The organism is Amycolatopsis sp. (assembly GCF_036008905.1).
Taxonomy (GTDB): Bacteria; Actinomycetota; Actinomycetes; order Mycobacteriales; family Pseudonocardiaceae; genus Amycolatopsis.
On sequence record NZ_DASYMU010000225.1, the window covers coordinates 76,471 to 98,476 of the forward strand.

General features: G+C 67.1%; 25 protein-coding genes. 6 read left to right on the top strand and 19 right to left on the bottom strand.

Features of this window, described 5'->3' with window-relative positions; all coding sequences use genetic code 11:
• Positions 1-34: 34 nt before the first annotated feature.
• From VGP60_RS36645 to VGP60_RS36670, 6 genes are all read right to left on the bottom strand, one after another.
• Positions 35-703, bottom strand: coding sequence for a response regulator transcription factor (locus tag VGP60_RS36645; RefSeq protein WP_327552792.1), 669 nt, complete (start codon positions 701-703; stop codon positions 35-37).
• The gene (locus VGP60_RS36650) at positions 700-1,773 is read right to left on the bottom strand and encodes a sensor histidine kinase (protein ID WP_327552793.1); all 1,074 of its coding nucleotides are present in this window, start codon (positions 1,771-1,773) and stop codon (positions 700-702) included. Before VGP60_RS36650 ends, VGP60_RS36645 begins: the two co-directional genes overlap by 4 nt.
• Positions 1,755-2,021: a DUF397 domain-containing protein gene (locus VGP60_RS41835; RefSeq protein WP_327552794.1), complete on the bottom strand. Its 267-nt coding sequence runs from the start codon at positions 2,019-2,021 to the stop codon at positions 1,755-1,757. Before VGP60_RS41835 ends, VGP60_RS36650 begins: the two co-directional genes overlap by 19 nt.
• 15 nt (positions 2,022-2,036) lie before the next feature.
• Complete coding sequence (locus VGP60_RS36660; RefSeq protein ID WP_327552795.1) at positions 2,037-2,891, bottom strand: helix-turn-helix transcriptional regulator; 855 nt, start codon at positions 2,889-2,891, stop codon at positions 2,037-2,039.
• A gap of 265 nt (positions 2,892-3,156) precedes the next feature.
• A complete protein-coding gene (locus tag VGP60_RS36665; protein ID WP_327552796.1) occupies positions 3,157-4,710 on the bottom strand; it encodes an acetolactate synthase large subunit in 1,554 nt (517 codons plus the stop codon).
• A gap of 22 nt (positions 4,711-4,732) precedes the next feature.
• Positions 4,733-6,106 carry an FAD-binding oxidoreductase gene (locus VGP60_RS36670; RefSeq protein WP_327552797.1) on the bottom strand — a complete coding sequence of 458 codons (1,374 nt, stop codon included), beginning with the start codon at positions 6,104-6,106 and terminating at the stop codon, positions 4,733-4,735.
• 333 nt (positions 6,107-6,439) lie between these two features.
• On the opposite strand from VGP60_RS36670, the gene VGP60_RS36675 reads away from it, so the two are divergent.
• Entirely contained in the window at positions 6,440-6,754 is a 315-nt protein-coding gene (locus tag VGP60_RS36675; RefSeq protein ID WP_327552798.1) for an aldo/keto reductase, read from the top strand.
• 66 nt (positions 6,755-6,820) lie between these two features.
• Here the strand turns inward: VGP60_RS36675 and VGP60_RS36680 are convergent, their stop codons facing one another.
• Both VGP60_RS36680 and VGP60_RS36685 read right to left on the bottom strand, forming a co-directional pair.
• Positions 6,821-7,321, bottom strand: coding sequence for a DUF3830 family protein (locus tag VGP60_RS36680; protein WP_327552799.1), 501 nt, complete (start codon positions 7,319-7,321; stop codon positions 6,821-6,823).
• Positions 7,322-7,324: 3 nt separating this feature from the next.
• Entirely contained in the window at positions 7,325-8,581 is a 1,257-nt protein-coding gene (locus VGP60_RS36685) for an aspartate aminotransferase family protein (RefSeq protein ID WP_327552800.1), read from the bottom strand.
• A gap of 99 nt (positions 8,582-8,680) precedes the next feature.
• Between VGP60_RS36685 and VGP60_RS36690 the strand changes: the two genes are divergently transcribed.
• From VGP60_RS36690 to VGP60_RS36700, 3 genes are all read left to right on the top strand, one after another.
• Complete coding sequence (locus VGP60_RS36690; RefSeq protein ID WP_327552801.1) at positions 8,681-10,144, top strand: NAD-dependent succinate-semialdehyde dehydrogenase; 1,464 nt, start codon at positions 8,681-8,683, stop codon at positions 10,142-10,144.
• Positions 10,141-11,199, top strand: coding sequence for a tartrate dehydrogenase (locus VGP60_RS36695; protein ID WP_327552802.1), 1,059 nt, complete (start codon positions 10,141-10,143; stop codon positions 11,197-11,199). Before VGP60_RS36690 ends, VGP60_RS36695 begins: the two co-directional genes overlap by 4 nt.
• Before the next feature lie 127 nt (positions 11,200-11,326).
• Positions 11,327-11,785: a DUF4262 domain-containing protein gene (locus tag VGP60_RS36700; RefSeq protein ID WP_327552803.1), complete on the top strand. Its 459-nt coding sequence runs from the start codon at positions 11,327-11,329 to the stop codon at positions 11,783-11,785.
• Positions 11,786-11,811: 26 nt separating this feature from the next.
• Here VGP60_RS36700 and VGP60_RS36705 read toward each other — a convergent pair whose 3' ends face one another.
• Genes VGP60_RS36705 through VGP60_RS36715 form a run of 3 tightly spaced genes read right to left on the bottom strand, consistent with a single transcriptional unit; the run spans position 11,812 to position 13,962 of the window.
• Positions 11,812-12,483 carry a GntR family transcriptional regulator gene (locus VGP60_RS36705; protein WP_327552843.1) on the bottom strand — a complete coding sequence of 224 codons (672 nt, stop codon included), beginning with the start codon at positions 12,481-12,483 and terminating at the stop codon, positions 11,812-11,814.
• Positions 12,484-12,485: 2 nt separating this feature from the next.
• Complete coding sequence (locus VGP60_RS36710; RefSeq protein WP_327552804.1) at positions 12,486-13,214, bottom strand: maleate cis-trans isomerase; 729 nt, start codon at positions 13,212-13,214, stop codon at positions 12,486-12,488.
• Positions 13,215-13,254: 40 nt separating this feature from the next.
• Positions 13,255-13,962 (bottom strand): maleate cis-trans isomerase family protein, encoded by a 708-nt coding sequence (locus tag VGP60_RS36715; RefSeq protein WP_414640460.1) that lies wholly within the window; start codon positions 13,960-13,962, stop codon positions 13,255-13,257.
• Between the two features lie 158 nt (positions 13,963-14,120).
• Between VGP60_RS36715 and VGP60_RS36720 the strand changes: the two genes are divergently transcribed.
• Positions 14,121-15,038 (top strand): D-2-hydroxyacid dehydrogenase, encoded by a 918-nt coding sequence (locus tag VGP60_RS36720; RefSeq protein WP_414640461.1) that lies wholly within the window; start codon positions 14,121-14,123, stop codon positions 15,036-15,038.
• Positions 15,039-15,061: 23 nt separating this feature from the next.
• Positions 15,062-16,441 carry an amidase gene (locus VGP60_RS36725; protein ID WP_327552807.1) on the top strand — a complete coding sequence of 460 codons (1,380 nt, stop codon included), beginning with the start codon at positions 15,062-15,064 and terminating at the stop codon, positions 16,439-16,441.
• Positions 16,442-16,524: 83 nt separating this feature from the next.
• Here VGP60_RS36725 and VGP60_RS36730 read toward each other — a convergent pair whose 3' ends face one another.
• The 8 genes from VGP60_RS36730 to pqqA form a co-directional block, all read right to left on the bottom strand.
• Entirely contained in the window at positions 16,525-16,914 is a 390-nt protein-coding gene (locus tag VGP60_RS36730) for a type II toxin-antitoxin system death-on-curing family toxin (protein ID WP_327552808.1), read from the bottom strand.
• 119 nt (positions 16,915-17,033) lie between these two features.
• On the bottom strand, positions 17,034-18,269 hold the full coding sequence (locus VGP60_RS36735) for an MFS transporter (protein WP_327552809.1): 1,236 nt from the start codon (positions 18,267-18,269) through the stop codon (positions 17,034-17,036).
• Positions 18,266-18,778, bottom strand: coding sequence for an ArsR/SmtB family transcription factor (locus tag VGP60_RS36740; RefSeq protein ID WP_327552810.1), 513 nt, complete (start codon positions 18,776-18,778; stop codon positions 18,266-18,268). Before VGP60_RS36740 ends, VGP60_RS36735 begins: the two co-directional genes overlap by 4 nt.
• 50 nt (positions 18,779-18,828) lie before the next feature.
• Complete coding sequence (gene pqqB / locus VGP60_RS36745) at positions 18,829-19,716, bottom strand: pyrroloquinoline quinone biosynthesis protein PqqB (protein ID WP_327552811.1); 888 nt, start codon at positions 19,714-19,716, stop codon at positions 18,829-18,831.
• Complete coding sequence (pqqE, locus tag VGP60_RS36750) at positions 19,713-20,795, bottom strand: pyrroloquinoline quinone biosynthesis protein PqqE (protein WP_327552812.1); 1,083 nt, start codon at positions 20,793-20,795, stop codon at positions 19,713-19,715. The genes pqqB and pqqE overlap by 4 nt, the downstream gene beginning before the upstream one ends.
• Complete coding sequence (gene pqqD, locus VGP60_RS36755) at positions 20,786-21,058, bottom strand: pyrroloquinoline quinone biosynthesis peptide chaperone PqqD (protein ID WP_327552813.1); 273 nt, start codon at positions 21,056-21,058, stop codon at positions 20,786-20,788. The genes pqqE and pqqD overlap by 10 nt, the downstream gene beginning before the upstream one ends.
• On the bottom strand, positions 21,055-21,735 hold the full coding sequence (gene pqqC / locus VGP60_RS36760) for a pyrroloquinoline-quinone synthase PqqC (protein ID WP_327552844.1): 681 nt from the start codon (positions 21,733-21,735) through the stop codon (positions 21,055-21,057). The genes pqqD and pqqC overlap by 4 nt, the downstream gene beginning before the upstream one ends.
• An 83-nt stretch (positions 21,736-21,818) precedes the next feature.
• Complete coding sequence (gene pqqA / locus VGP60_RS36765) at positions 21,819-21,917, bottom strand: pyrroloquinoline quinone precursor peptide PqqA (protein WP_327552814.1); 99 nt, start codon at positions 21,915-21,917, stop codon at positions 21,819-21,821.
• Positions 21,918-22,006 lie beyond the last annotated feature (89 nt).

A 22,006-nucleotide genomic window follows, 5' to 3' on the forward strand; every position in this document is an offset into this window, starting at 1 on the left:
GACACCTAGGGGAAGTCCCGTAGTACCCGAGTTGTCAGGAGCCGAGCCAGTTCGGGGTCACCATGCCGGATTCGTACGCCAGCACCACGAGCTGCGCGCGGTCCCGCACGGACAGTTTGGTCATGATCCGGCTGACATGCGTCTTCGCCGTCGACGGGCTGAGCACGAGTTTCGCGGCGATCTCGTCATTGGACAACCCGGCCGCGACGAGCTGCATGACCTCGCGTTCCCGCTCGGTCAGCGAACCGAGACGCGGGGATGGCGGCGGCTGCGGCGTGCGGCCGGCGAACTCCGAAATGAGCCGCCGCGTGACCGACGGCGAGAGCAGCGCGTCACCCCGCTCGACGACACGCACGGCGTGGATCAGCTCGGTGGGTTCGGTGTCCTTGACCAGGAATCCGCTCGCGCCCGCCCGCAGCGCGCCGTAGACCTCGTCGTCGAGGTCGAAGGTGGTGAGGATGATGACCTTGGTGCCGGTCAGCGCCGGGTCGGCGAGCAGCTGCCGGGTCGCGGTGAGGCCGTCCATCTCGGGCATCCGGATATCCATCAGCACGACGTCCGGCTGGTGCTGGTGGGCCAAGCTGAGTGCCTGCCGGCCGTTCGCGGCTTCGGCGATTACTGAGAAGTCGGCTTCGGCGTCCAAAATGGACCGGAACCCGGCGCGGACGAGGGTCTGGTCGTCGACCAGCAATAGCCGGATCACAGCGGAAGCCTGGTGTGCACGCGGAAGCCGTCTTCGGGCAGGGCCGCTACGGTGAGCTCGCCGCCGAGTGCCGCCGCGCGTTCGGACATGCCACGGATGCCGTTGCCGGGAGCCACCTGGCCGCCGCTGCCGTTGTCGTCGATCCGCACGGACACATCATGGTCGGTGTAGGTGATCCGGACCACCGCGGCGCTCGCCGCGGCGTGGCGAGTGACGTTGGTGAGCGCCTCCTGGACGACCCGGAACGCGGCGAGATCGACGTCGGCCGGCAGGTCACGTACGGTCCCGGCGATCTCGGTGCGCACGCTCAGCCCGTTCGCGCGCAGGGATTCGGCCAGCTTGTCTATGTCGGCCAAGCCCGGCATGTCGACCTGACGCAACATGCCGAGCGTCGCGCGGAGCTGCTGCAATGCTTCCTTGCTGGACCTCTTGATCGTGCCGAGTGCCTCTTCGGTCTGCTCGGGATCCTTGAGGTGCAGAGCGGCCCCGGCCTGGACGTTGATGAGCGCGAGATGGTGCCCGAGGACGTCGTGGAGCTTACGCGCGATCCGCAGGCGCTCCTCGGTTTCGCGGCGGCGGGCCTCGGTTTCCTTGGTGCGCTCGGCCTCTCGCCGGTAGCGGGTCACCGCGCCCACCGCGATGACAGCGATGAACCAGCCGGTCATCAGGAAGAACGCGAAGTTGTCGACGTGACGGCCGGTGGTGGACTGGAACTCGCCGATCGTCACCCCGGCCATCGCGGCGACGCTGAGCGCGATCGCGCCGCGCACGTGCCCCTCGGCCGCGGCGGTGTAGAGCCCGACGGCGAAGGTCAGCAGGACGATGCCGTCGGGTTCGGTCAGCGGGTAGTAGAGGCCGCAGGCGAGGAGGGTGAAGGCGGCGACCGGCAGGGGGAAGCGGCGGCGGAGGAACAGGGACGCGCAGGCCAGGACGGTCAGCGTCAGGCCGAACGCGAGTCGATGCGGGACTTCGCTGGCGTCGTCGAGCGAGGTGAACAGCGCTTCGCCGAGGACGAGCGCTGAGACCGCCAGTTCAACGGCGTAGCGCTTCGCTAAGCCGAGAGGTGACACAGGAACTCACGCCAGGCGGTTGGTGGGACGTGGAGGTGGCCGGTGTGCGGGGCCTTGGAGTCACGGATGGCCACGGCACGCTCAGAGTTCGCCACTTCGACGCAGTCACCGTTGTTGCCGCTGTGGCTGCTCTTCCGCCAGGCGACTTCCACGCAGTCACCGTTGTCGCCGCTGTGGCTGCTCTTCCGCCAGGCAACCTCCACACAGTTGCCGTTGTTGCCGCTGTAACTGCTCCTGCGCCACGCCATTCCCGCCGCCTTCGCTCAGTCGTACTCGCTCACCAGGTCGGCGAGCCACTCCCGGGATTGTGCCGCATCCATAGCGACTTCGGAGAGCTGATTGAGCACCTTGCGGTAGGTCTCGATGTGCTGTTCTTCCTCCAGGAACAGACTGGAAGTCTCGTTTTCCACGTAGACCATGGGTTTGTGTTCGTAGAACTCCAGGAAGCGGAACGGCCCGGCCATGCCCGCGTGTGCACCGGCGGTTACAGGGATCACCCGAATGGCACATCGGGGATGCGAGGTCGCCATCAGAAGATGCCAGATCTGATGCCGCATGACCTCGGCGCTGCCGACGGTCAGGCGGAACGCGTGCTCGTGGATATAGAAGACACAACGCGGGGGATCTCGGCGCTTGAGCAGACTTTGTCTTGCCATCCTCGCTTCGACCCGCGGCTCGATACCTTCAGCCGAAACTATCCCGGCGCCTACAAGTAGTGCGCGAGCGTAGTGCTCGTCCTGTAACAGTCCGGGAATTCGTGTCAGTTCTAAGTCGGTGATGGTCTCGGCGGTGTTTTCCTGCACCACCAGCGAACGCAATTCGTCCGGCAGTTGCTGATCATGCTGCCGATACCAATAACCCTCGCTCGTCTCCGTCGCCATATCAAGCAGCCGCTCGAGCTCATCACCCGAAACTCCGCAGCTGGTCAGGAAGATGGCCACATCCACTTCGGACGGCTCACACTTCCCCGTCTCCATCCGCGAAATCTTCGCCGGGTTCCACCCGACCTTGCGCGCGAGCTCATGCCCGCTGTAATGCGCGCGCTCACGAAGACGTCTGAGCTCGCCACCGAGTTCACGGCCGCGCCCGGTCGACATCACAGGCTTCCACGTGGTCATCGCCCCAACGTAAGTCCACGCCACTCGAATTCGCCGTCATGACGCGACCAATTCACACGTCCGGAGCCGCACGTTACGGCTTTGCATCACCCGTAACTGTCGGAGTCGTGAGTGGCTACGAGTGTTAGAACACTTGTAGCCACTCACGAGCCACCGTCCGCAACTACCGCCATCTGTCGACAGATGGCGAAGGCTGCTAACCGCACAGCACTCCATGTTTGCCTTACCCATCAATAGAACACTTGTCGCCACGAGCCACGCAGGGTCAGAACAGTGGCGGGATGATGGCGTCGATCAGGTGCGGGCCGGGCTCCGCAAGTGCGGCGGCGAATTGTTCGGCGAGTTCCTCGGCGGTGGTCGCGCGGGTCGCGGGGACGCCAAGGCCTTCGGCGATCTTGACGAAGTCCATGTCCGGACCCGAAAGGTCCAGCAATGCCTTCGCCTTCGGGCCGGAACCTTCCGCGCCGACGCGCTGCAGCTCCAGACGCAGGATCGCGTACGCGCGGTTGTTCAGCACCACCGTGGTGACGTTGAGGTTCTCGTGCGCCTGCGTCCACAGCCCGGAGATCGTGTACAGCGCGCTGCCGTCGGACTGCAGGTTGATCACCGGCCGGTCCGGCGCCGCGATGGCCGCACCCGTCGCCACGGGGATGCCGAAGCCGATCGCGCCACCTGTCAGCGTCAGTACGTCGTGGCGAGGCGCTCCGGCTGTCGCGCCGGGGAGCAGCAGGCCGGACGTGTTGGCCTCGTCGGCGATGATCGCGTTCTCCGGCAGCAGCGCGCCGATGACGTCGACCCAGTTCTGCGGCGTCAGGTCACCAGACGGCAGCGCGGGCCGGGAAGCCTGCTGCAGCACGGGTTCCGTGTCCGCCGCGACCTGCTCCGCGAGCGCCACGAGTGCCGCTGTCGCGTCTTCGTCGATCTCGGCGAGCACGTGCACCTTCGCGCCTTCGGGTACCAGGTCGCTCGGCTTGCCGGGGTAGGCGAAGAACGAAACCGGTGCGCGCGTGCCCGCGATGACGACGTGCTTGACGCCGTCGAGCTGGTACGCGACCTGCTCGGCGAGGTAGCCGAGCCGCTCGATCGTCGGCAGGCCTTCGCCGCGCTCCAACCGGCTCGGGAAAGTTTCCACGAACGCCTTGACGCCGGTGGCGGCGGCGATCCGGCTGGTCGCGCGCAGGCCTTCTTCGCGGCAGGCGCGGCCGCCGATGAGCAGCGCGATCGGCTCGCCGGAGCGCAGGACGTCGGCGATCGACTTGACCGTCGACTCCTCCACGCCGCGCGGGCCGCGAACCTGTGCGGGAGCGGACGGTTTTCCACCGTCGCCCCAAGAAACGTCGGCCGGAAGAATGAGCGTCGCGACCCGGCCGGGCGCGTCCTGCGCCGCGGCAACCGCGGCCGCGGCATCGGCGCCGACGTCGGCGGTGCTCTCCGAGCGGCGGACCCAGCCGTTCAGCGAGCTCGCGACGGACTCGATGTCCGACTCCAGCGGCGCGTCGTACTGCTTGTGGTACGTCGCGTGGTCACCGATGACGTTGACGATCGGGGTGTTCGCGCGCCGCGCGTTGTGCAGGTTCGCGAGCCCGTTTCCGAGGCCAGGTCCCAAGTGCAGCAGCGTGGCGGCGGGCTTGTCGGCGATGCGGGCGTAACCGTCGGCGGCACCGGTCACGACGCCTTCGAACAGGCCGAGCACGCCGCGCATCTCCGGCACGGTGTCGAGCGCGGCGACGAAATGCATCTCCGAGGTGCCGGGATTGGAGAAGCACACGTCGACACCCGAGTCGACCAGAGTGCGGATCAGGGCCTGTGCGCCGTTCATGCTGCTCGCCTTTTCGTTCGTGTCAGTCAAAGAGGACTCCGGGGTTGAGGATGCCCTTGGGGTCGAAACTCTGCTTGATGCGCCGCAGGAGTTCGACCTTCGCCGGGTCTTCGAGTTCGAGGAAATGGCTCTTCTTGGTGTTGCCGATGCCGTGCTCACCGGAGATCGCGCCGCCGAGGTCCATCGCGACGGCGAAGATGTCGTGCAACAGCTTGTGCCGTTTTTCGGGGTCCTTGCAGAAGACGGCGAGGTGCACGTTGCCGTCTCCGGCGTGCCCGCAGCCGACCACGCCTGACTCGGCGGCCGTGGCGAGTTCCCTTGCGCTGCTGAGGAATTTCGGCATCGCCGCGCGCGGGACGACGACGTCGATCACGTCGTCGGCACCGGCGTTCTTGGCCGTCCAGAAGGCTTTCTCGCGGGCTTCGATGAGCTTGCGCGCGGACGGCCCGTCGAGCACATACGCGTCCGCGGCGCCGAGTTCGGTGAGCAGTTCGCCGGCTCGCTGCACGTCCTCCGCGAGACGTCCGTCTTCGGCGTTTTCCAATCCCACCACCAGATACGCCTGCGTGGCGTCGCGGACGGCGTCGGGGATGCCGAGGGAAAGATCGGCGGTGTAGGTGATCGCGGCCATGGTGAACGCGTCGATGTACTCGAGGATGTTCGGGCTCAGGCCGCTGGCGATGACCTTCGGCACGGCGTTCATGACCTGGTCGAGATCGCCGAACGGCGCCAGCACCGTCGCGCCGTGGGCGAGGCGCGGGTGGAGCTTGACGACGATCTCGGTGGCCAGTGCGAGGGTGCCTTCCGAGCCGATGATCAGCTGGGTCAGGTCGTAGCCGGTGGAGATCTTCGCCGTCTTGCCGCCGCTGCGGATGATCTCGCCGGTGGGGAGAACCGCTTGCAGGCCAAGGATGTTGTTGCGCGTGACGCCGTACTTGACCGCGCGCATCCCGCCCGCGTTCGTGCCGACGTTGCCGCCGACGCTCGCGGCCAGTTCGCCGGGGTGGACGGTGTAGATCAGCCCGGCTTCGGCCGTCTTCTCGTCGAGTTCGGTCAGGGTGACACCGGGCTGGACGACGGCGACCTGGTTGTCGACGTCGACCTCCAGGATCGAGTTCATCCTTTCGAAGGACACCAGTAGGCCGTCTTGGCGGGGCCTCGACGCGCCCGACAGGCCGGTTCCGGAGCCGCGGGCGGTCACCGGGAGGCTGTTCTCGGAAGCGGCGACCAACAGTGCGGCGACTTCCTCGGTACTGGCCGGCTTCGCCACGTACTTCGGCTTCACCGGCTCGCAGGAGAGCGCCTCGTCATGCGCGTAGTCCTCCGAGATCTGGTCCCCGGTCAGCAGGTGCTTGTCACCGACGATCTCGGCGAGCACTGCCGCAACGTCGCCCATCTGAGCCTTCTTCCTCGCGTCATTGCCTGGTCACAAGAGCGTAGTACGGAACCCCTGACCGTAGTGATGAAAGATTTTCATGTTGTTGGATTCACGTGAAACTAAATCTGTGGGCCCGAGGATCGGCTGGGCCTACGCTGGCGACATGACTTCTCAGTCCACCTTCGACGAGCATCTTTCCGTGCCACGGCTGGGTTTCGGGGCCATGCGGCTCACCGGGTACGACCGCAAACCGCCCGCCGAACACGCCGACGCGCTCGCCGTCGCCCGGCGCGCCGCCGACCTCGGCATCACCCCAAAGCGGGACAGGGCCGCCCGAGTGCGGGGGAATGAGTGCCGCTGGGGCGGGCCGAGTACCTGCGTCAGCAGGCGGAACTCTCGTTGCGCAGGCTGCGCGTCGAACGGATCGAGCTGTTCCAGCTGCACCGGATCGACCCGAAGGTCCCGCTCAGCGACCAGATCGGCGCCCTCTTGCGGCTCCGAGAGGAAGGAAAGATCGCCCGAATCGGCCTCTCCGAGGTCACTGTCGAGCAACTTGTCGCGGCTCGCGAAATCGGTCCCATCGCGAGCGTCCAGAACCTCTACAACTACAGCGACCGACGCTCCGACGACGTCCTGAACTACTGCGAACGCGAAAACATCGCCTGATCTTCCGAATATGTCGACAACTTCCGTTAGGCAAGCTAACGGAAGTTGTCGACATATTCCGGAGTTTTAGTCGGCGCGGGCGAAGGAGAGGGTTTCGCCTTCGACGCCGCGTAGCCAGAGGTCCTGGGCGGCGGCGGCCATGTCGGCGAGGCCCTCTTCGATCGTCGCGAACACGTTGCCGGGGACCCAGCCCGCGTCGCCGTTGATCAGCAGGTTGTTGCGACCGTAGAAGATCGCGAGGTCCGTCGCGCCCTGATCGCCGTGGGCCTCACTCCCGGTGTCGTAGCCGTATGCGGGGTTGCCGATCTCCCAGGCCTCGAAGCCGAAGTAGACGACGTCGCCGGGAATCGGCGTGACCGTCGGGTTTTCCCGGCCGGGCTTGGGTTCCGCGAACGGCGGCACCAGCGCGTACACCTCGTTGCGGGCGTACTTCGCGTGGTACGCCGACCCACTCTGCGGCAGTGCTTCCCACACGGCCTTGCAGGTGCGCGGTGCTTCCGCGTCGAGCAGGCGGGCGCGGCAGGACACACCGCGCTTGTCGAGACTGATGGTGATGTATCGGGCCATGTGTCAGCTCCCTGTGACTGTTGCGACGACGTCCGCCCAGATGCGCAGGGCGTCCTCGATCTGTTCCGCGTTGACCACCAGTGGCGGCACCATCCGGACGACGTTCATGTACGCGCCGCAGGTCAACAGCAGTAGTCCCGTTGCGGCGGCGGTCTTCTGCGCGGCGGCCGCGGTGGCCGGGTCGGCCTCGCCGTCCGGTTTCGTGAACTCGGAGCCGACGAGCAGCCCGAGTCCCCGGACATCGCCGATCCCCGGGGTCTTGTCGCCGATGAGCCGCGCGCCTTCGAGCAGTTGCCGTCCGCGCTCGGCGGCGTTCTCGACCAGGCCTTCGTCCTGGATGACGCCGAGCGTCGCGACGGCCGCCGCGCACGAAACCGCGTTGCCGCCATACGTCCCGCCCTGCGAGCCCGGCAGCGCCTTCGCCATCAGTTCCTTCGACGCCGCGATGCCCGACAGCGGGAAGCCGCTCGCGAGGCCCTTGGCGATCAGCACGATGTCCGGGTGGACGTCGAAGTGCTCGTGTCCCCAGAACTTGCCCGTCCGGCCGAACCCGGTCTGGATCTCGTCCATCACGAGCAGGATTCCGTGGGCGTCGGCGCGCTCCCGGAGTCCGGCCATGAATTCCGTGTTCGCCGGGACGTAGCCACCTTCGCCGAGGACGGGTTCGATGAAGAACGCGGCCGTCTCGTTCGGGGCGCAAACGGTTGCGAACAGGTAATCCAGCTCGCGCAGCGCGAACTTCGTCGCTGTCTGCTCGTCCCAGCCGTAGTGGAACGCGTAGGGGAACGGCGCCACGTGCACGCCCGCCATCAGCGGCGAGATCCCGGCACTGAACCGCGTGCCGGACGTCGTCATCGAGGCTGCGGCAACTGTCCTTCCGTGGAACCCTCCTTGGAAGACGATGACGTTCGGCCGGCCGGTGGCCTGGCGCGAAAGACGCAACGCCGCTTCGACGGCTTCGCTGCCGGAGTTGGCGAAGAACAGCGAGTCGAGGCCCGTCGGCAGCACGTCGCCGAGCTTCTCGGTGAGCTCGAGCAGCGGCTGGTGCATGACCGTCGTGTACTGGCCGTGGATGAGCTTGCCGACCTGCTCACGGGCCGCTTCGACCACCTTCGGGTGGCAGTGTCCGGTGCTGGTCACGCCGATGCCGGCGGTGAAGTCGAGATGACGGTTGCCGTCGACGTCGTAGAGATAGACGCCCTCGCCGTGGTCGACGACTATGGGCGTTGCCTGCTTGAGCAGCGGGGAGAGCTGGGCCATGGCAGCGGGCTCCTAGGTCGGCTTGACTGGTTGTCGATTGTTGACAATATCCATAGCATGGCCCTGAGGCGCACTGCAATCAATCGAGGAGCGGTCTGAATGAGCGCGATCAGCGAGACTGGGGTTGTCGGATCGGTCGACAAGGACCTGTTCATCGGCGGGAAGTGGGTCTCCGCCAGCGGCGGAAAGACCTTCCCCGTCAAGGACCCGTCGACCGGCGAAGTCCTGTGTGAGGTCGCCGACGCCACCCCGGCAGACGGGGTCGCGGCACTGGATGCCGCCGTCGCCGCGCAGGCGGACTGGGCTGCCGTCGCGCCACGCGAGCGGGGCGAAATTCTGAGCCGGGCCTACGCGCTGCTCATCGAGCGCCGCGACGAGCTGGCGCTGCTGATGACGTTGGAGATGGGCAAGCCGCTCGCCGAGGCGAAGGGCGAGATCACCTACGCGGCCGAGTTCTTCCGGTGGTTCGCCGAGGAAGCCGTCCGGATCGGCGGCGATTACGCCGTCGCGCCGAATGGCGCCGGGCGGTTCCTGGTCACGCGCCAGCCCGTCGGGCCGACGCTGCTGATCACGCCGTGGAACTTCCCGATGGCGATGGGCACCCGCAAGATCGGCCCGGCGATCGCCGCGGGCTGCACGATGGTGATCAAACCCGCCGCGCAGACCCCGCTTTCGATGCTCGCGCTGACCGCGATCCTCGTCGAGGCAGGACTGCCCGAAGGCGTGCTCAACGTGCTGACCACCACCGACTCGGGTGGCGTGATGGAGCCGCTGATCCGCGACGGCCGCGCGCGCAAGCTTTCGTTCACCGGCTCCACCGCCGTCGGCCGCAAGTTGCTGGAGCAGTGCGCGGAGAAGGTGCTGCGGACGTCGATGGAACTCGGCGGCAACGCGCCGTTCGTGGTCTTCGAGGACGCCGATCTCGAAGCCGCGCTCGACGGTGTGATGCAGGCCAAGATGCGCAACATCGGCGAGGCGTGCACCGCGGCGAACCGGATCTACGTGCAGCGCGGCCTTGTCGACGAGTTCTCGCGGCGCCTGACCGAGCGGATGTCCGCGCTGCCGATGGGCCGTGGCACCGAAGACGGTGTCGTCGTCGGGCCGCTCATCGACGAAGCCGCGGTGACCAAGGTCAGTTCGCTCGTCAAGGACGCCGTGGATCGCGGCGCGAAGGTGCTCACCGGCGGGTCGGCCGTGGACGGCCCCGGGAACTTCTACCCGGCGACTGTGCTCGTCGACGTCCCCTCGGGCGCGAAGCTGGTGTTCGAGGAGATTTTCGGTCCCGTAGCACCGATTCTGACCTTCGACACCGAAGACGAGGTCGTCGCGGCGGCCAACGACACCGAGTTCGGGCTGGTTTCCTACTTGTACACCAGTGATCTCAAGCGCGGGCTGCGTGTTTCCGAGCGCCTTGACGCCGGGATGATCGGGCTGAATCAAGGCATCGTCTCCAATCCGGCGGCGCCCTTCGGCGGCGTCAAGCAATCCGGCCTCGGGCGTGAGGGCGGCAAGATGGGCATCGAGGAGTTCCTCGAGATCAAGTACATCGCGGTGAACCTGTGAACTCCTATCGGATAGCGAGCATCCCCGGCGACGGCATCGGTGTCGACGTCACCATCGAGGCCCGCAAGGTGCTCGACCGCGCGGCCGAGCTGCACGACTTCGGTCTACAGTGGACAGAGTTCGACTGGAGCTGTGAGCGGTACACGAAAACCGGCAAGATGATGCCGGACGACGGGATCGAGCGGCTTTCGGCATTCGACGGGATCTTCCTCGGGGCGGTGGGTTTTCCTGGGGTGCCGGACCACGTTTCACTGTGGGGACTCTTGATCCCGGTGCGGCGCGCGTTTTCACAGTACGTCAATCTGCGGCCGGTGAGATTGCTCCCGGGAACCACTTCGGCGCTCGCCGGCCGCACCGCGGACGAGCTGGAAATGGTGATCGTACGGGAGAATTCCGAGGGTGAGTACTCGGAAATCGGCGGCAGGCACAACGCCGGCCAGCCCGGTGAATTCGTCTTGCAGGAGTCGGTTTTCACTCGTGTGGGTGTCGAAAGGATTATCCGGTACGCCTTCGACCTGGCGCGTACGCGGACAGGCCGGGTCTGCTCGGCGACCAAGTCGAACGGCCTGATCCACTCGATGCCTTACTGGGACGAGATTTTCGCCCAGGTGGCCGCCGAATACCCGGACGTCAAAGCGGAGCAGTGTCACGTGGATGCCTTGGCCGCACGCATGGTTCTGCAACCGGACCGGCTCGACGTCGTCGTGGGCTCGAACCTGTTCGGCGACATCCTGAGCGACCTCGCCGCCGCCGTCACGGGCGGGCTCGGCATGGCGCCCTCGGGCAACATCAACCCGCAGGGGGAGTACCCGTCGATGTTCGAGGCGGTGCACGGCAGCGCGCCGGACATCGCCGGACAGGGCATCGCGAACCCCGTCGCGCAGATTCTGGCCGGCGCGATGATGCTCGACCATCTCGGGGAAACCGTTGCGGCGCAAGCGATCACCACGTCGGTCGAGAGGGTGCTCGCCAAAGGTGCGGTCCTGACCCCGGATCTCGGCGGGCGCGCGAGTACCACGGATCTCGGCAAGGCGATCGCCGAAGCACTCGGCTGACGCCGCGAACGGTCATCTCGTGCGGCTAGGCCGCACGAGATGACCGTTCGCACCTCCTGGCCCCGGAATTTGTCGGTGCCCCTCCGCAAGGTGGATGTACGCCCACTACCGCAAGAGGGGAAACCGAATGTGCTGGGATTGCGACCACCCGGATGCCGGTCCGCACGACTACCTGAACCTGCTCGAAGGTCTCATCGACAAACACGGCTACACCGTGCAAGGCGTTGAAGGGGACCGGATCCATCCGCCTTGGGCGTATACCGTCGGCCTGACCCGGCGCAGACAGCCGGAGCTGGTGGTCACCGGCATGGACTTCCGCGAGGCGAGCGCGCTGCTCGGTGGCGTCGCCGCGCACGTCCTGCACGACACCGCGCCCAAGCACGGGGACCAGATCCCGCTCTGCGGCGGCCCGCTCATCGAAGTCGTCGAACTGTCGGAGCCGTCCGCGCATCTCCACACGGCCGTCAGCCTCTACGGCCCCGGCATCCAAGCGATCCAGCTCGTGCACGCCGACGCGCGCGGCCACTGGCCGTGGGAACCCGGCTATCGCGGCGGCCAACCCGTCCTCGGCCCGAGAAGCCGGTGATCTCCAGTGATATCTGGTATGTCCGGCTACGCGTGGAGGCTCGTGCCGGGGGCGAGCCGCAGCACGGCGTCTTCCATATGGGCTTCCAGCAGTGACAGCACGGTGTCCAAGTCGCCGCCGCGGATGGCTTCGATGATCTGGTTGTGCTCGTTGACCCGTTCTTCGACGCGCTGATACGTGCTCTGCAACGCGGCCAGGCACATCCTGGTCTCGATGAGCAGGGTGCTGGCCATGCGGACCAGCCGTTTGCTGCCGGACGCGCTGATCAGCGTCTCGTGGAAGTGGAGGTCCGCCGCGGAGAGCGCTGTCGGGTCGTCGCCGTCGGCGGCCTCGGCCATCGCCTTGACGGTGATGTCCAGTGCCGCGGCGGCGGCCTCCCGGTCGCCTTTCATGATCTGGAAGGCGGCGGCGCGCTCGATGGCCCAGCGGGCCGAATAGATGTCGAAGACGTCGCCGGGTTCGAGGTCGATCACGAACAGCCCGCGATGCCGCTCACTACGAAGGAGGCCTTCGGAAACCAGGCGCTGCATGGCTTCACGCAGCGGTCCCCGCGATACCTGGAACCTCGACGCCAGCTCGGTCTCGCCGAGCTGGGTGCCGGGTGGCAGGCCGCCGGTCATGATCGCGTCGCGCAACTGGCGCGCGATGATCCCGGCCGTCGACTCGCGGTTGACCGGCTCGATATCCGCCAAGGGCATCGTCATTCGCTCCTTCTCCGGAACAAGGCGCCCAGGGAGCGCACCAGCTTGGTCTCACCCGTGAGCCGAAGTCCTTCCCACACCGTGACCTGGTTCGCCGTGAGCACGGGCTTGCCCAGTGCGGTTTCGATGGTGTTGATCTCGGCCAGGGTGCGCATGGCGGTGTCGGGCACGAGGACGGCCTCGGCGGCGGGGTGGTCGTAGCTCAACGCGAGCTTGACGACGTCCTCGGCGGAGAGGTCGCCGACCTCGGCCGCGGTGTGGATGTCGGCGTGGCCCATCGAGACGACCTCGATGCCGCCGGTGTTGAGGAACTCGACGAACAGCTGGGACACGTCGTCCGGGTAGCTGGCCGCCACGGCCACCCGGTAGATGCCGAGCGCGCGCGCCGCGTGCACGAACGCGAAGGAGGTGCTGGAGGCGGGTACGCCGGCGGCGGCGGAAAGCTTGTCCACCTGTTCGCGGGCGCCTTCCCAGCCATACACGAAGCTGCCGCTCGTGCACGCCCAGACGACGGCGTCCGGCCCGTGCTTCGCGAGCAGCGCGGCACCCTCGGCGAGGCGCTGCTCGCTGCCCAGGTCGAGCAGCTCGGGCACGGCGTGGAGATCGGTGCCGTAGATGTGTTCCACCCGCAGCGCGACGTCTCCGAGGTCGCTGCCGAGGAGTTGCTCGGCGAGGGGGTAGTCGTCCTCGGCGGCGTGGTCTGGATAGATGAAACCGATCGTGGGCACACGGACCTCCGTAGATTGTCGACAATCCTAAACGGAGGCGTCAAGAGACCTCCCGCAGCCACTTGCCCGGACCCACGATCGGCAGGCCCATCCGCTTGAGGCAGGCCCACATCGTGAGCTGGTTGGCGGTGAAGACGGGTTTGCCGAGCGCGGTTTCGAGCGGCTCGATGAGATCGTAGGTGGGGAGGTTCGTGCAACTGACGAAGATGGCCTCCGCGTCGGAATGGTCGGCGGCGAGGATGTGCTCGGCGATGGTCCGGTAGCTGACCTTCCAGATGCCGCCACCGAGTCCGAGGTGGTCGCTGGACACGGTCTTGACGCCGAGTTCGGTGAGGAAGTCGTGCAGCTTCTCGGTGAGGTCACCGACGTACGGCGTCAGCACCGAGACCCGGGTGAGGTCGAGCTGCTGCAGGACTTCGGCCAGCGCGCCGGAGGTCGTCACCGCGTCCGGGGCGCCCGCGTCGCAGATCGCCTTGACCAGCGAGCGCTCGTAGTCGACGCCGTTCACGAAGCTGCCCGAGGAGCACAGGTAGGCGACCACTTCGGGTTCGACATGCAGCACGTCCCTCGTCGCGGCCGCGAGGTGGCGGCTGTCGCTGACCAGCTGCGCCATTTCCATGCTGACCGGGACGGGTTCGTACGGGGTACGTGCGAGATGCAGGGAGACCTCCATCGGTACCCAGCGCCACAGCTCGCGCTCCAGCGCGAGGTCGAAGGGCGCGATCACACCGATGCCACGCTGGGCCATCGGGCCGTCGAACCCTGGGAAGTCGAACTCCAATGACGTGCCCTCCGGTAGATCTTCGGATTGTTGACAATCATACGAGCGGCTCATACGGTGTCAACGTGATCGGCGTGGATATTCCTGTGCTCGCAGTCCTCTGCGGCGACAACCGGCCGCCGGACATGGACAGCATCGAAAAGGTAGCCGCCGTTCGTTACACCGAGGGAAACAATCTCGCCGAGGCCCTGCGCGGAGCCGACGCGTTGTTCGTCTACGACTTCCTCTCGACAGCGGTCCCCGGCGCCTGGCACGCCGCGGATCGCCTGCGGTGGCTGCATATCGCCAGTGCCGGCGTCGATCCGGTGCTCTTCCCCGGACTCGTCGAAAGCGACGTCGTGCTGACGAATTCGCGGGGCGTCTTCGATGATTCGATCGCCGAGTACGTGCTCGGCGTGGTCCTCGCGTTCGCCAAGGATTTCACTCGATCAGGCGCCCTCCAACGTGAAACCTGCTGGAAACATAGGGAAACAGAGCGGATCGCCGGTCGTGAGGTACTCGTCGTCGGCACCGGCCCGATCGGCCGGGCCATCGCGCGCCTGCTGCGGGCCGCGGGGATGAAGGTGTCCGGTTCGGGCCGGACGGCGCGGGGCGGAGACCCGGACTTCGGGACCGTGCGCGCGTCGGCCGACCTTGTCGACAACCTGCCGCAGTTCGACTACGTCGTGGCCGTCGCGCCGCTGACCGAGCAGACGAAGGGCCTCTTCGACGCCCGCGCGTTCGCCGCGATGAAGCCGACCGCCCGGTTCGTGAACGTGGGCCGCGGCGAACTCGTCGTGACCGGCGACCTGATCGACGCCCTGCGAGCGGGCGAAATCGCCGGTGCCGCGCTCGACGTCTTCGAGACCGAGCCGCTGCCCGCCGACAATCCCTTGTGGAGCATGGAGAACGTGCTCCTTTCGCCGCATATGTCGGGTGACTTCGTCGGCTGGCGGAACACGCTCGTCGAGGTTTTCGCGGACAACTTCCACCGCTGGCTGGCCGGGCAGCCGCTCGATAACGTGGTGGACAAGCAGCTGGGTTACGTGCCGTCGGCGCGGTGAGCCCTCATGAGTGCAGGAGGGGCATGAACAACGTGAGTACTTCTCTGACGGCGAGTGAGCTCGTCGTCGCCTATTCGACTGGGGAGCTCTCGCCGGTCGAAGCCACCAAGGTCGCGCTGCGGGCGATCGAGGAGCACGACCAGAAGTACAACGCGTACTGCCTCGTCGACCCGGAAGGCGCGCTGGCGCAGGCGAAACTGTCCGAGGCCCGCTGGCGTGACGGGAACCCGATCGGCGGTCTCGACGGGGTGCCGACGTCCATCAAGGACATGTTCCTCACCCAGGGCTGGCCGACACTGCGCGGCTCGAACTGCATCGACGCGAACCAGCCGTGGGACGTCGACAGCCCGGTCACCGCGCGGCTGCGCGAAAACGGCTTGGTGCTGCTCGGCAAGACGACCACGCCCGAGCTCGCGTGGAAGGCCGTCACGGACAGCCCGCGCACCGGCATCACCCGCAACCCTTGGGACGCCTCGCGCACGTCGGGTGGTTCGAGCGGCGGCAGCGCGGCGGCCGTCGCCGCCGGGATGGGCGAGCTTTCGGTCGGCACCGACGGCGGCGGCTCGATCCGGATCCCGGCTTCGTTCTGCGGGATCGTCGGGTTCAAGCCGACCCACGGCCGGATCCCGTTGTACCCGGCGAGCCCGTTCGGCCCGCTCTCGCACGCGGGCCCGATGGCCCGCTCGGTCGACGACATCGCGCTGCTGCTCGACATCCTCGCGACGCCGGACCACCGCGACCCGGCCGCACTCGCGCCGCCTGTCGGCACGTACCGCGAGGCCGTGCGCCGGGATGTCCGCGGCCTGATCGCGGCGTTCTCGCCGACACTGGGTTACGTCGACGTCGAACCGGAGATCGCCACACTGGTCGCGGCCGCGGTGACGAAGCTCGCCGAAGCCGGGCTGCAGGTCGAAGAGACCGACCCCGGCTTCACCGATCCGCTCGACGCGTTCGGTGTGCTGTGGTCGACCGGCGCGGCGAAGTGGCTCAGTACCTTTCCGGAGGGCTCGGACAAACTCGTCGATCCCGGCCTGCGCCGCGTGTGGGAGCAGGGCCTGACGTACTCGGCGAGCGACTACCTCGACGCCAACGCGGAACGGGCGGCGCTCGGCATCAAGATGGGTGAGTTCCACACCCGCTACGACGTGCTGATCACCCCGACCATGCCGATCTCGCCGTTCGAAGCGGGCCACGACGTGCCGCCGGGCAGCAAGTTCGAGGGCTGGCCGGAGTGGACGCCGTTCACCTACCCGTTCAACATGACGCAGCAGCCGGCGATCAGCGTGCCCGTCGGCTTCACGACCGAAGGACTGCCGGTGGGCCTGCAGATCGTCGGCCCGCGGCACTCCGACGACCTCGTGCTGGCCGTCGCGAAGCTCCTCGAAGAGGTCCTGCACAGCTGACTCGTTCGCCTGAAGGGACCTTTCGTACACATCACGTGGTCTGAAGGGACCTTTCGTACGAATGATTCGTACGAAAGGTCCCTTCAGACAAGTTTGTGGACCCAGGCGGCCAGGAGCACAGCCAGGGCCTCGACTTCGTGGTCGCCGGAGGCGATCGCGCGGATCAGGGCGTCGGCCTCGCGCGAGTCGGGTGCGCGGAGGTCGCGGCCGTTGTGGACGTAGCAGAGCTTTGTCGCCAGCCACGCGAGCCGTTTGTTGCCGTCGAGCAGTGGGTGGTTTCGCGCGAGGGAATGCAGTAGTGACGCGGCTTTCAGGTCCAGGGTCGGGTACGCCTCGTCGCCGAACACCGTCGAGCCCGGCCGGTGCAGCGCCGAGTCCAGCAGCCCCCAGTCCCGGACGACGACCTTCGGCTGCTGGCCGAGCCCCCGCTCGATGAGGTACTCCAGGTCGGCCAGGGTCGAGTAGTCGATCATCGGGACAGCAGGTCGAGTAGTTCGGCGTCCTCTTCGAGGAATCGGTCGACCTGCGCGCGGCGGAACTCGTCCCGTTCGGCGGTGTCTTCCTCGGTCATGGCCATGCGCGGAAGGTACCGCTAGCCACGGTGTGGTGTCGTCTGGTTAACGGGTTTGCGGGCCAGCCCGCGGACCTGGCTGCTGCACAAAGTCAACGCCGTGGTCAGTGCGATCAGGCCCGCACCGGCGAGCAAGGTGTTCTCGCGGCCGAAGTGTTCCGCGAGCGGGCCGGCCGCGACCTCGCCGATGGGCATGGCGATGAACGAGCCGAGCATGTCGTAGGAGTAGACCCGCGCGAGTTTGTCCGGCGGGATGTTCTCCTGCAGCGAGACATCCCAGGCGACGCCGAACTGTTCGATGGACACCCCGGCGACGAACATCGCGATCAGGAGAGGGAGCACACGGGGCGCTTCGGCGAGGGTGACCATCGGGATGACTTCGAGGAAGATCGCCGCGACCCCGATCATCAGCGCGCGCCGCGGTTGCCATTTCGACGCCACGATGCCGCCGACGAACGCGCCCGCGGTTCCGGCGGCGAGGACGAAGCCCCAGCCGGCGCGGCCGAAGGTGTCGTCGGCGATGATCGGGCCGAGCACCAGCGTCATGCCGACGGCGACGGCGTTCACCACCATGAATTGGATGACCACCACCCAGACCCAGTTCCGCGAGATGAACTCGTGCCAGCCTTCGCGGAGGTCGGTGAGGGGATGCGTCTTGACGGTCCGCGTGGCGCGGGCGAGTTTCACGCCGCGATAGGCCATGGCCGCGCAGAGGAACAGCACGGAGTTCGCGGCGATCGCCCAGCTGGAGCCGAGGGCGGCGACCAGGATCCCGCCGAGCGCGGCTCCGGCGATGCGGCCGCTGCTGGACAGCATCCTGGCGAGCGCGTTGGCCTGGGTGAGCAACTCGGGCGGCACGGTTTGCGGGGTGATGGAAGCCGCCGCGGGCAAGGACAACGCGGCGACGGCGCCGTTGACCAGGCTCAGCGAAATGAACAGCGGGATCGACGCGAAGCCGAAGAGGATGCTCGCGGCGATGGTCGCCTGGGTCAGCGTCGCGGCGAGTTCGGTGCCTTGCAGGATCACCGAACGCGGCAGCCGGTCCGCCAGCACACCGCCGAACAGCAGGAGCAGGACGCTGGCCAGCGACCGCGCGCCGACGACCAGGCCGAGGTCGATCGCCGAGCCGGTCAGGTCCAGTACCGCGAACGCGAGCGCGACCGGCGCGACGGAGTTGCCGAATTCGCCGAAGGTGCGGCCGGTGGTCAGCCAGCGGAAGTTGTGATGCCGCAATGGTGCGGTCAGGCCCGCTTTCACTTCATCTCGAACAGGGCGAGGGTGGCGCTGACCCGGACGGTGCCCGCCGTGTGCGGCGGTTCGGCGGCGGCGTGCAGCAGGCGGCTCAGCTCACGCGCCTGGTCGACGACCTGTTCCCAGACGATCGGGTCGACCCACAGTTCGGCGTCGGTGAGCGTGCTGAGTTTGGCCGGGTCGCGGTCGGCGCCGCGTCGCCGCAGTTCCCCGGCGAGCATGGCCACCAGCACCTGTTCTTCGGCCGGATCCCGCTTGGTCAGGTCGGGGCCGCTTTCCGGATCGTGCCGGTACCGCTTGGCCTGACCACCGCGGATCCGGACCTCCTCGGTGATGTGCAGCAACCCGGCGACATGCAGGCGCCGCAGGTGATAACTGACGTTGGCCTGGGACTCGCCGAGTTCCCTGGCGACCTCGGACGCGCTCATCGCGGTACCGGTGAGCAGCGAAAGGATGCGCATCCGCAACGGATGGGCGAGTACGCGCAGGTCGTCCAGCGGAGGTGATTCAGGCACGTCTTCGAGTATGCCACACCCCCAAACACTCCTTTGGAGGTTCTCGGGGGTCAGAGCTTGAACTCGGTGCCGTCGAGGGGAAGTTCGGCGCCGGAGGCGAGGACTTCGGCGTGCTCGGGGGAGGTGGCGTCGAGAACCGGGTTCGTGTTGTTGAGGTGGGTGTAGGCCCAGCGGGTGGTGCCGCGCGACGCGGCGATCCGGGCGAGGCTGCCGTGCTCACCGGCGATCGGGAGGTGACCCATGGCGTGCTGCACGCCGTCGGCGACCCCGGCGCTGGTGGCGCCGGACATCTCGCTCGGCGAGTAGAAGGTGCCGTCCAAGAGCACCAAGTCGGCACCCTCGACGAACTCGTCGAAACCGTCCGGCCACGACTTGAGACAAGGCGCGTAGACGAGCACGCCGCCCGTCGCGGGGTCTTCGATCCGGTACGCGACCACCCAAGGTCCATCCACAGTGGAGGATCGGGCGTACTTGGGATGCTTGTCGCTCACCGGAAGTACTTGCACCATAAGACTGCCGAGAGTCGTGCCGGACGAGATCGGTAGCCACTCCCAGCCCGCGTAACCGTCGATGATCTCCCGCATTCCGAAGCAGTCCCGCAACGCGTGCAACACCGCGTCCGGCGCCCGGATCGGCAGGCCGCCGCCCGCTTCGCGCAGCATCAGCAGGCCGAGCGAGTGGTCGAGTTCGGCGTCGGTCAGGAGTCCACCGAGGATCGGGATTTCCCGCGGACCCGGACCCGCGGCGAGCACTGGTGTCGAAAGGATTTGCGAGCGGATATCCGGTGACGCGTTGAGCAGGTACCAGCCCTTGCCGTCCGCACTGATCGCGACACAGTCCTGACTTCGTGGCGTGGCACCGGATTTGCACAGTCGGCAGGCGCAGTTCCATTGGGGGAAGCCGCCGCCCGCCGCGGTGCCCAGCAGCAACACTCTCACCGCGACGCCTTTCGCATGACCAGTTCCGGATTTCCCTTGGGCGCGGCCAGGATCACGTCGACGAGGCCGCGTTGCGGCGAGCGTGAGCAGACCGGGTCGGTCGCGGCGGCGTCGCCGGTCAGCAGGAACGCCTGACAGCGGCAGCCACCGAAGTCGACACCGCGTCGATCGCAGCTTCGGCAGGGCGCCTGCATCCAGTCCTCACCGCGATAAGCGTTGAAGGAGCTGGACTTGTACCAGATGTCGGCCAGTGACGTCTCGAGGACGTTGTCGAGTTTCAACGTCTTGATCGCCGTCGCGGCGGGACAGGGCAACACGTTTCCGTCGGGCGCGACGGTGAGTTGCCTCGCGCCCCAGCCGTACATGCATGGTTTCGGATACGGCTCGTAGTAGTCCGCGACCACGTAGATGATCTGCATCTTCTCGCGCAGACGCTCGGCCGCGGCACGGACGATCGGCTCGGCGGCCGCCAGTTGCCCGGGCGTCGGCATCAGCGCGTCGCGGTTGCGCAGCGCCCAGCCGTAGTACTGCGTGTTGGCCAACTCCAGCCTGTCCGCGCCCATCCGCTCGGCGACGTCGATGATCCCGGCGAGCTGGTCGTGGTTTTCCTTGTGCAGCACCACGTTCACCGACAGCGGCAGCTCGGCCTTTTTGATCATCCCGGCGACGACGATCTTGTGGTCGTGCGCCCGGGTCCCGGCGATGAGGTCCGCGCGCTTCGCGTCGGCGGCTTGCACGGACAGCTGGATATGCGCGATACCGCGGTCGACGAGGTCCGCCAGTCGCGCTTCGGTGAGCCCGAGGCCGGACGTCACAAGATTGACGTAGCAGCCGAGATCGCTCGCGTGTTGCACGAGCTCGGGGAGATCGGGGCGGGCCAACGGTTCCCCGCCGGACAGGTGGATCTGCAGCACGCCGAGTTCGCGGGCCTGCGTGATGACGGATTTCCACTGCTCGGTGGACATCTCGCCGTCGCGGGCGATCAGCTCAAGTGGGTTCGAGCAGTAGGGACAGTGCAACGGGCAGCGATGGGTCAGCTCGGCGAGCATGCCCAAGGGCGGTTCCGCGGCTACTTCCATTCGACGACCCGCCGTTCTTCCAAGCGTGCCAACACATTCAGTATCTCTTGGTCCTGCACGCCCGAGTATTGCGTCCGCAACGCCGATGTCACCGCGGCGACGGTCGCGGTCCCGTCGCACAGTTTCAATACTGCCGCGGCCGTCGGATTGGGGACCAGAACCCCTTCCGGGAACAGGAGAACATGCGTCTCGCGGACCTTGTCGTAGGTGAGCCGCACCCCGCGCCGGAGCCGGGGAACCGAATCGGTGCCGATCGTGGTCATGACTTGGCTCCCGCACGCTCGATGGCGTCCAACATGGACCACAGCACGTCACACTTGAACGAAAGCGCCGCGATGGCCTTGTCCTGCTGCTCGCGTGTCACGCAGTGCTCGACGACGATGTCGACGGTCGCCTGGCCCTCGCCGGACACCGCGTCGATCCGGTTCGTGAAGTACGCCAGGTCGTCGCGGGCGATCCAGGAGTAGTTGGCGAGCATGTCGGCGACGCGTTTCTGCATGAGGTGACCGGCGAACATCTCGGTCAGCCCGGACGCGATCGCCTCGACCCACGGCTTGGTGCGCGCGAAGGTGACGTAGGCGTCGACGGCGAATCGGACCCCGGGTGCGAGGTGGCGTTCGTCGAGAACCTCTTCGCGGTCGAGCCCGACAGCCGTGCAAAGCCGAAGCCAGCGCTCGATTCCGCCGTCACCCGCGGCCGTTCCGTCGTGGTAGACGATCCGGTCCAGCCACTGGCGCCGGATCTCCGGCAGTGGGCAGTTGCTGATGATCGCCGCGTCCTTCTGCGGCAGCACGCACTGGTAGTAGTAACGATTCGCGGCCCAGATCTTCAGCTCGTGCTCGCTGAGGTCGCCGTCGTGCAGACGGTGGTGGAACGGGTGCGTTCCCCAGTAGCGGTGCGAAAGGCCGCGCAACGCGGCGACGAAATCGGTGCTGCTCATCGGCGTGGACAACGACTGCCTCCTGTGCTCCCGGGGAACTGGCGGAGAGCGGGGACCGGCTCTGCCCGGCCCCCGCCGGGTCGTCACTCCATGCGTGCCGCGTAAGCGGTGACCTCCATGGGGACCTCGTATTCGACGAAGTCCGGGGTGGTCCAGACCTCGGTGGGGGTGCTTTCGATCATGATGTACTCCTCGGATCATCAGTCGCCTCGGCTCAGGCGATCACCTGGAGAGCTCGGTATGAACACCGTCACAGTAAGAGCGACCGCCC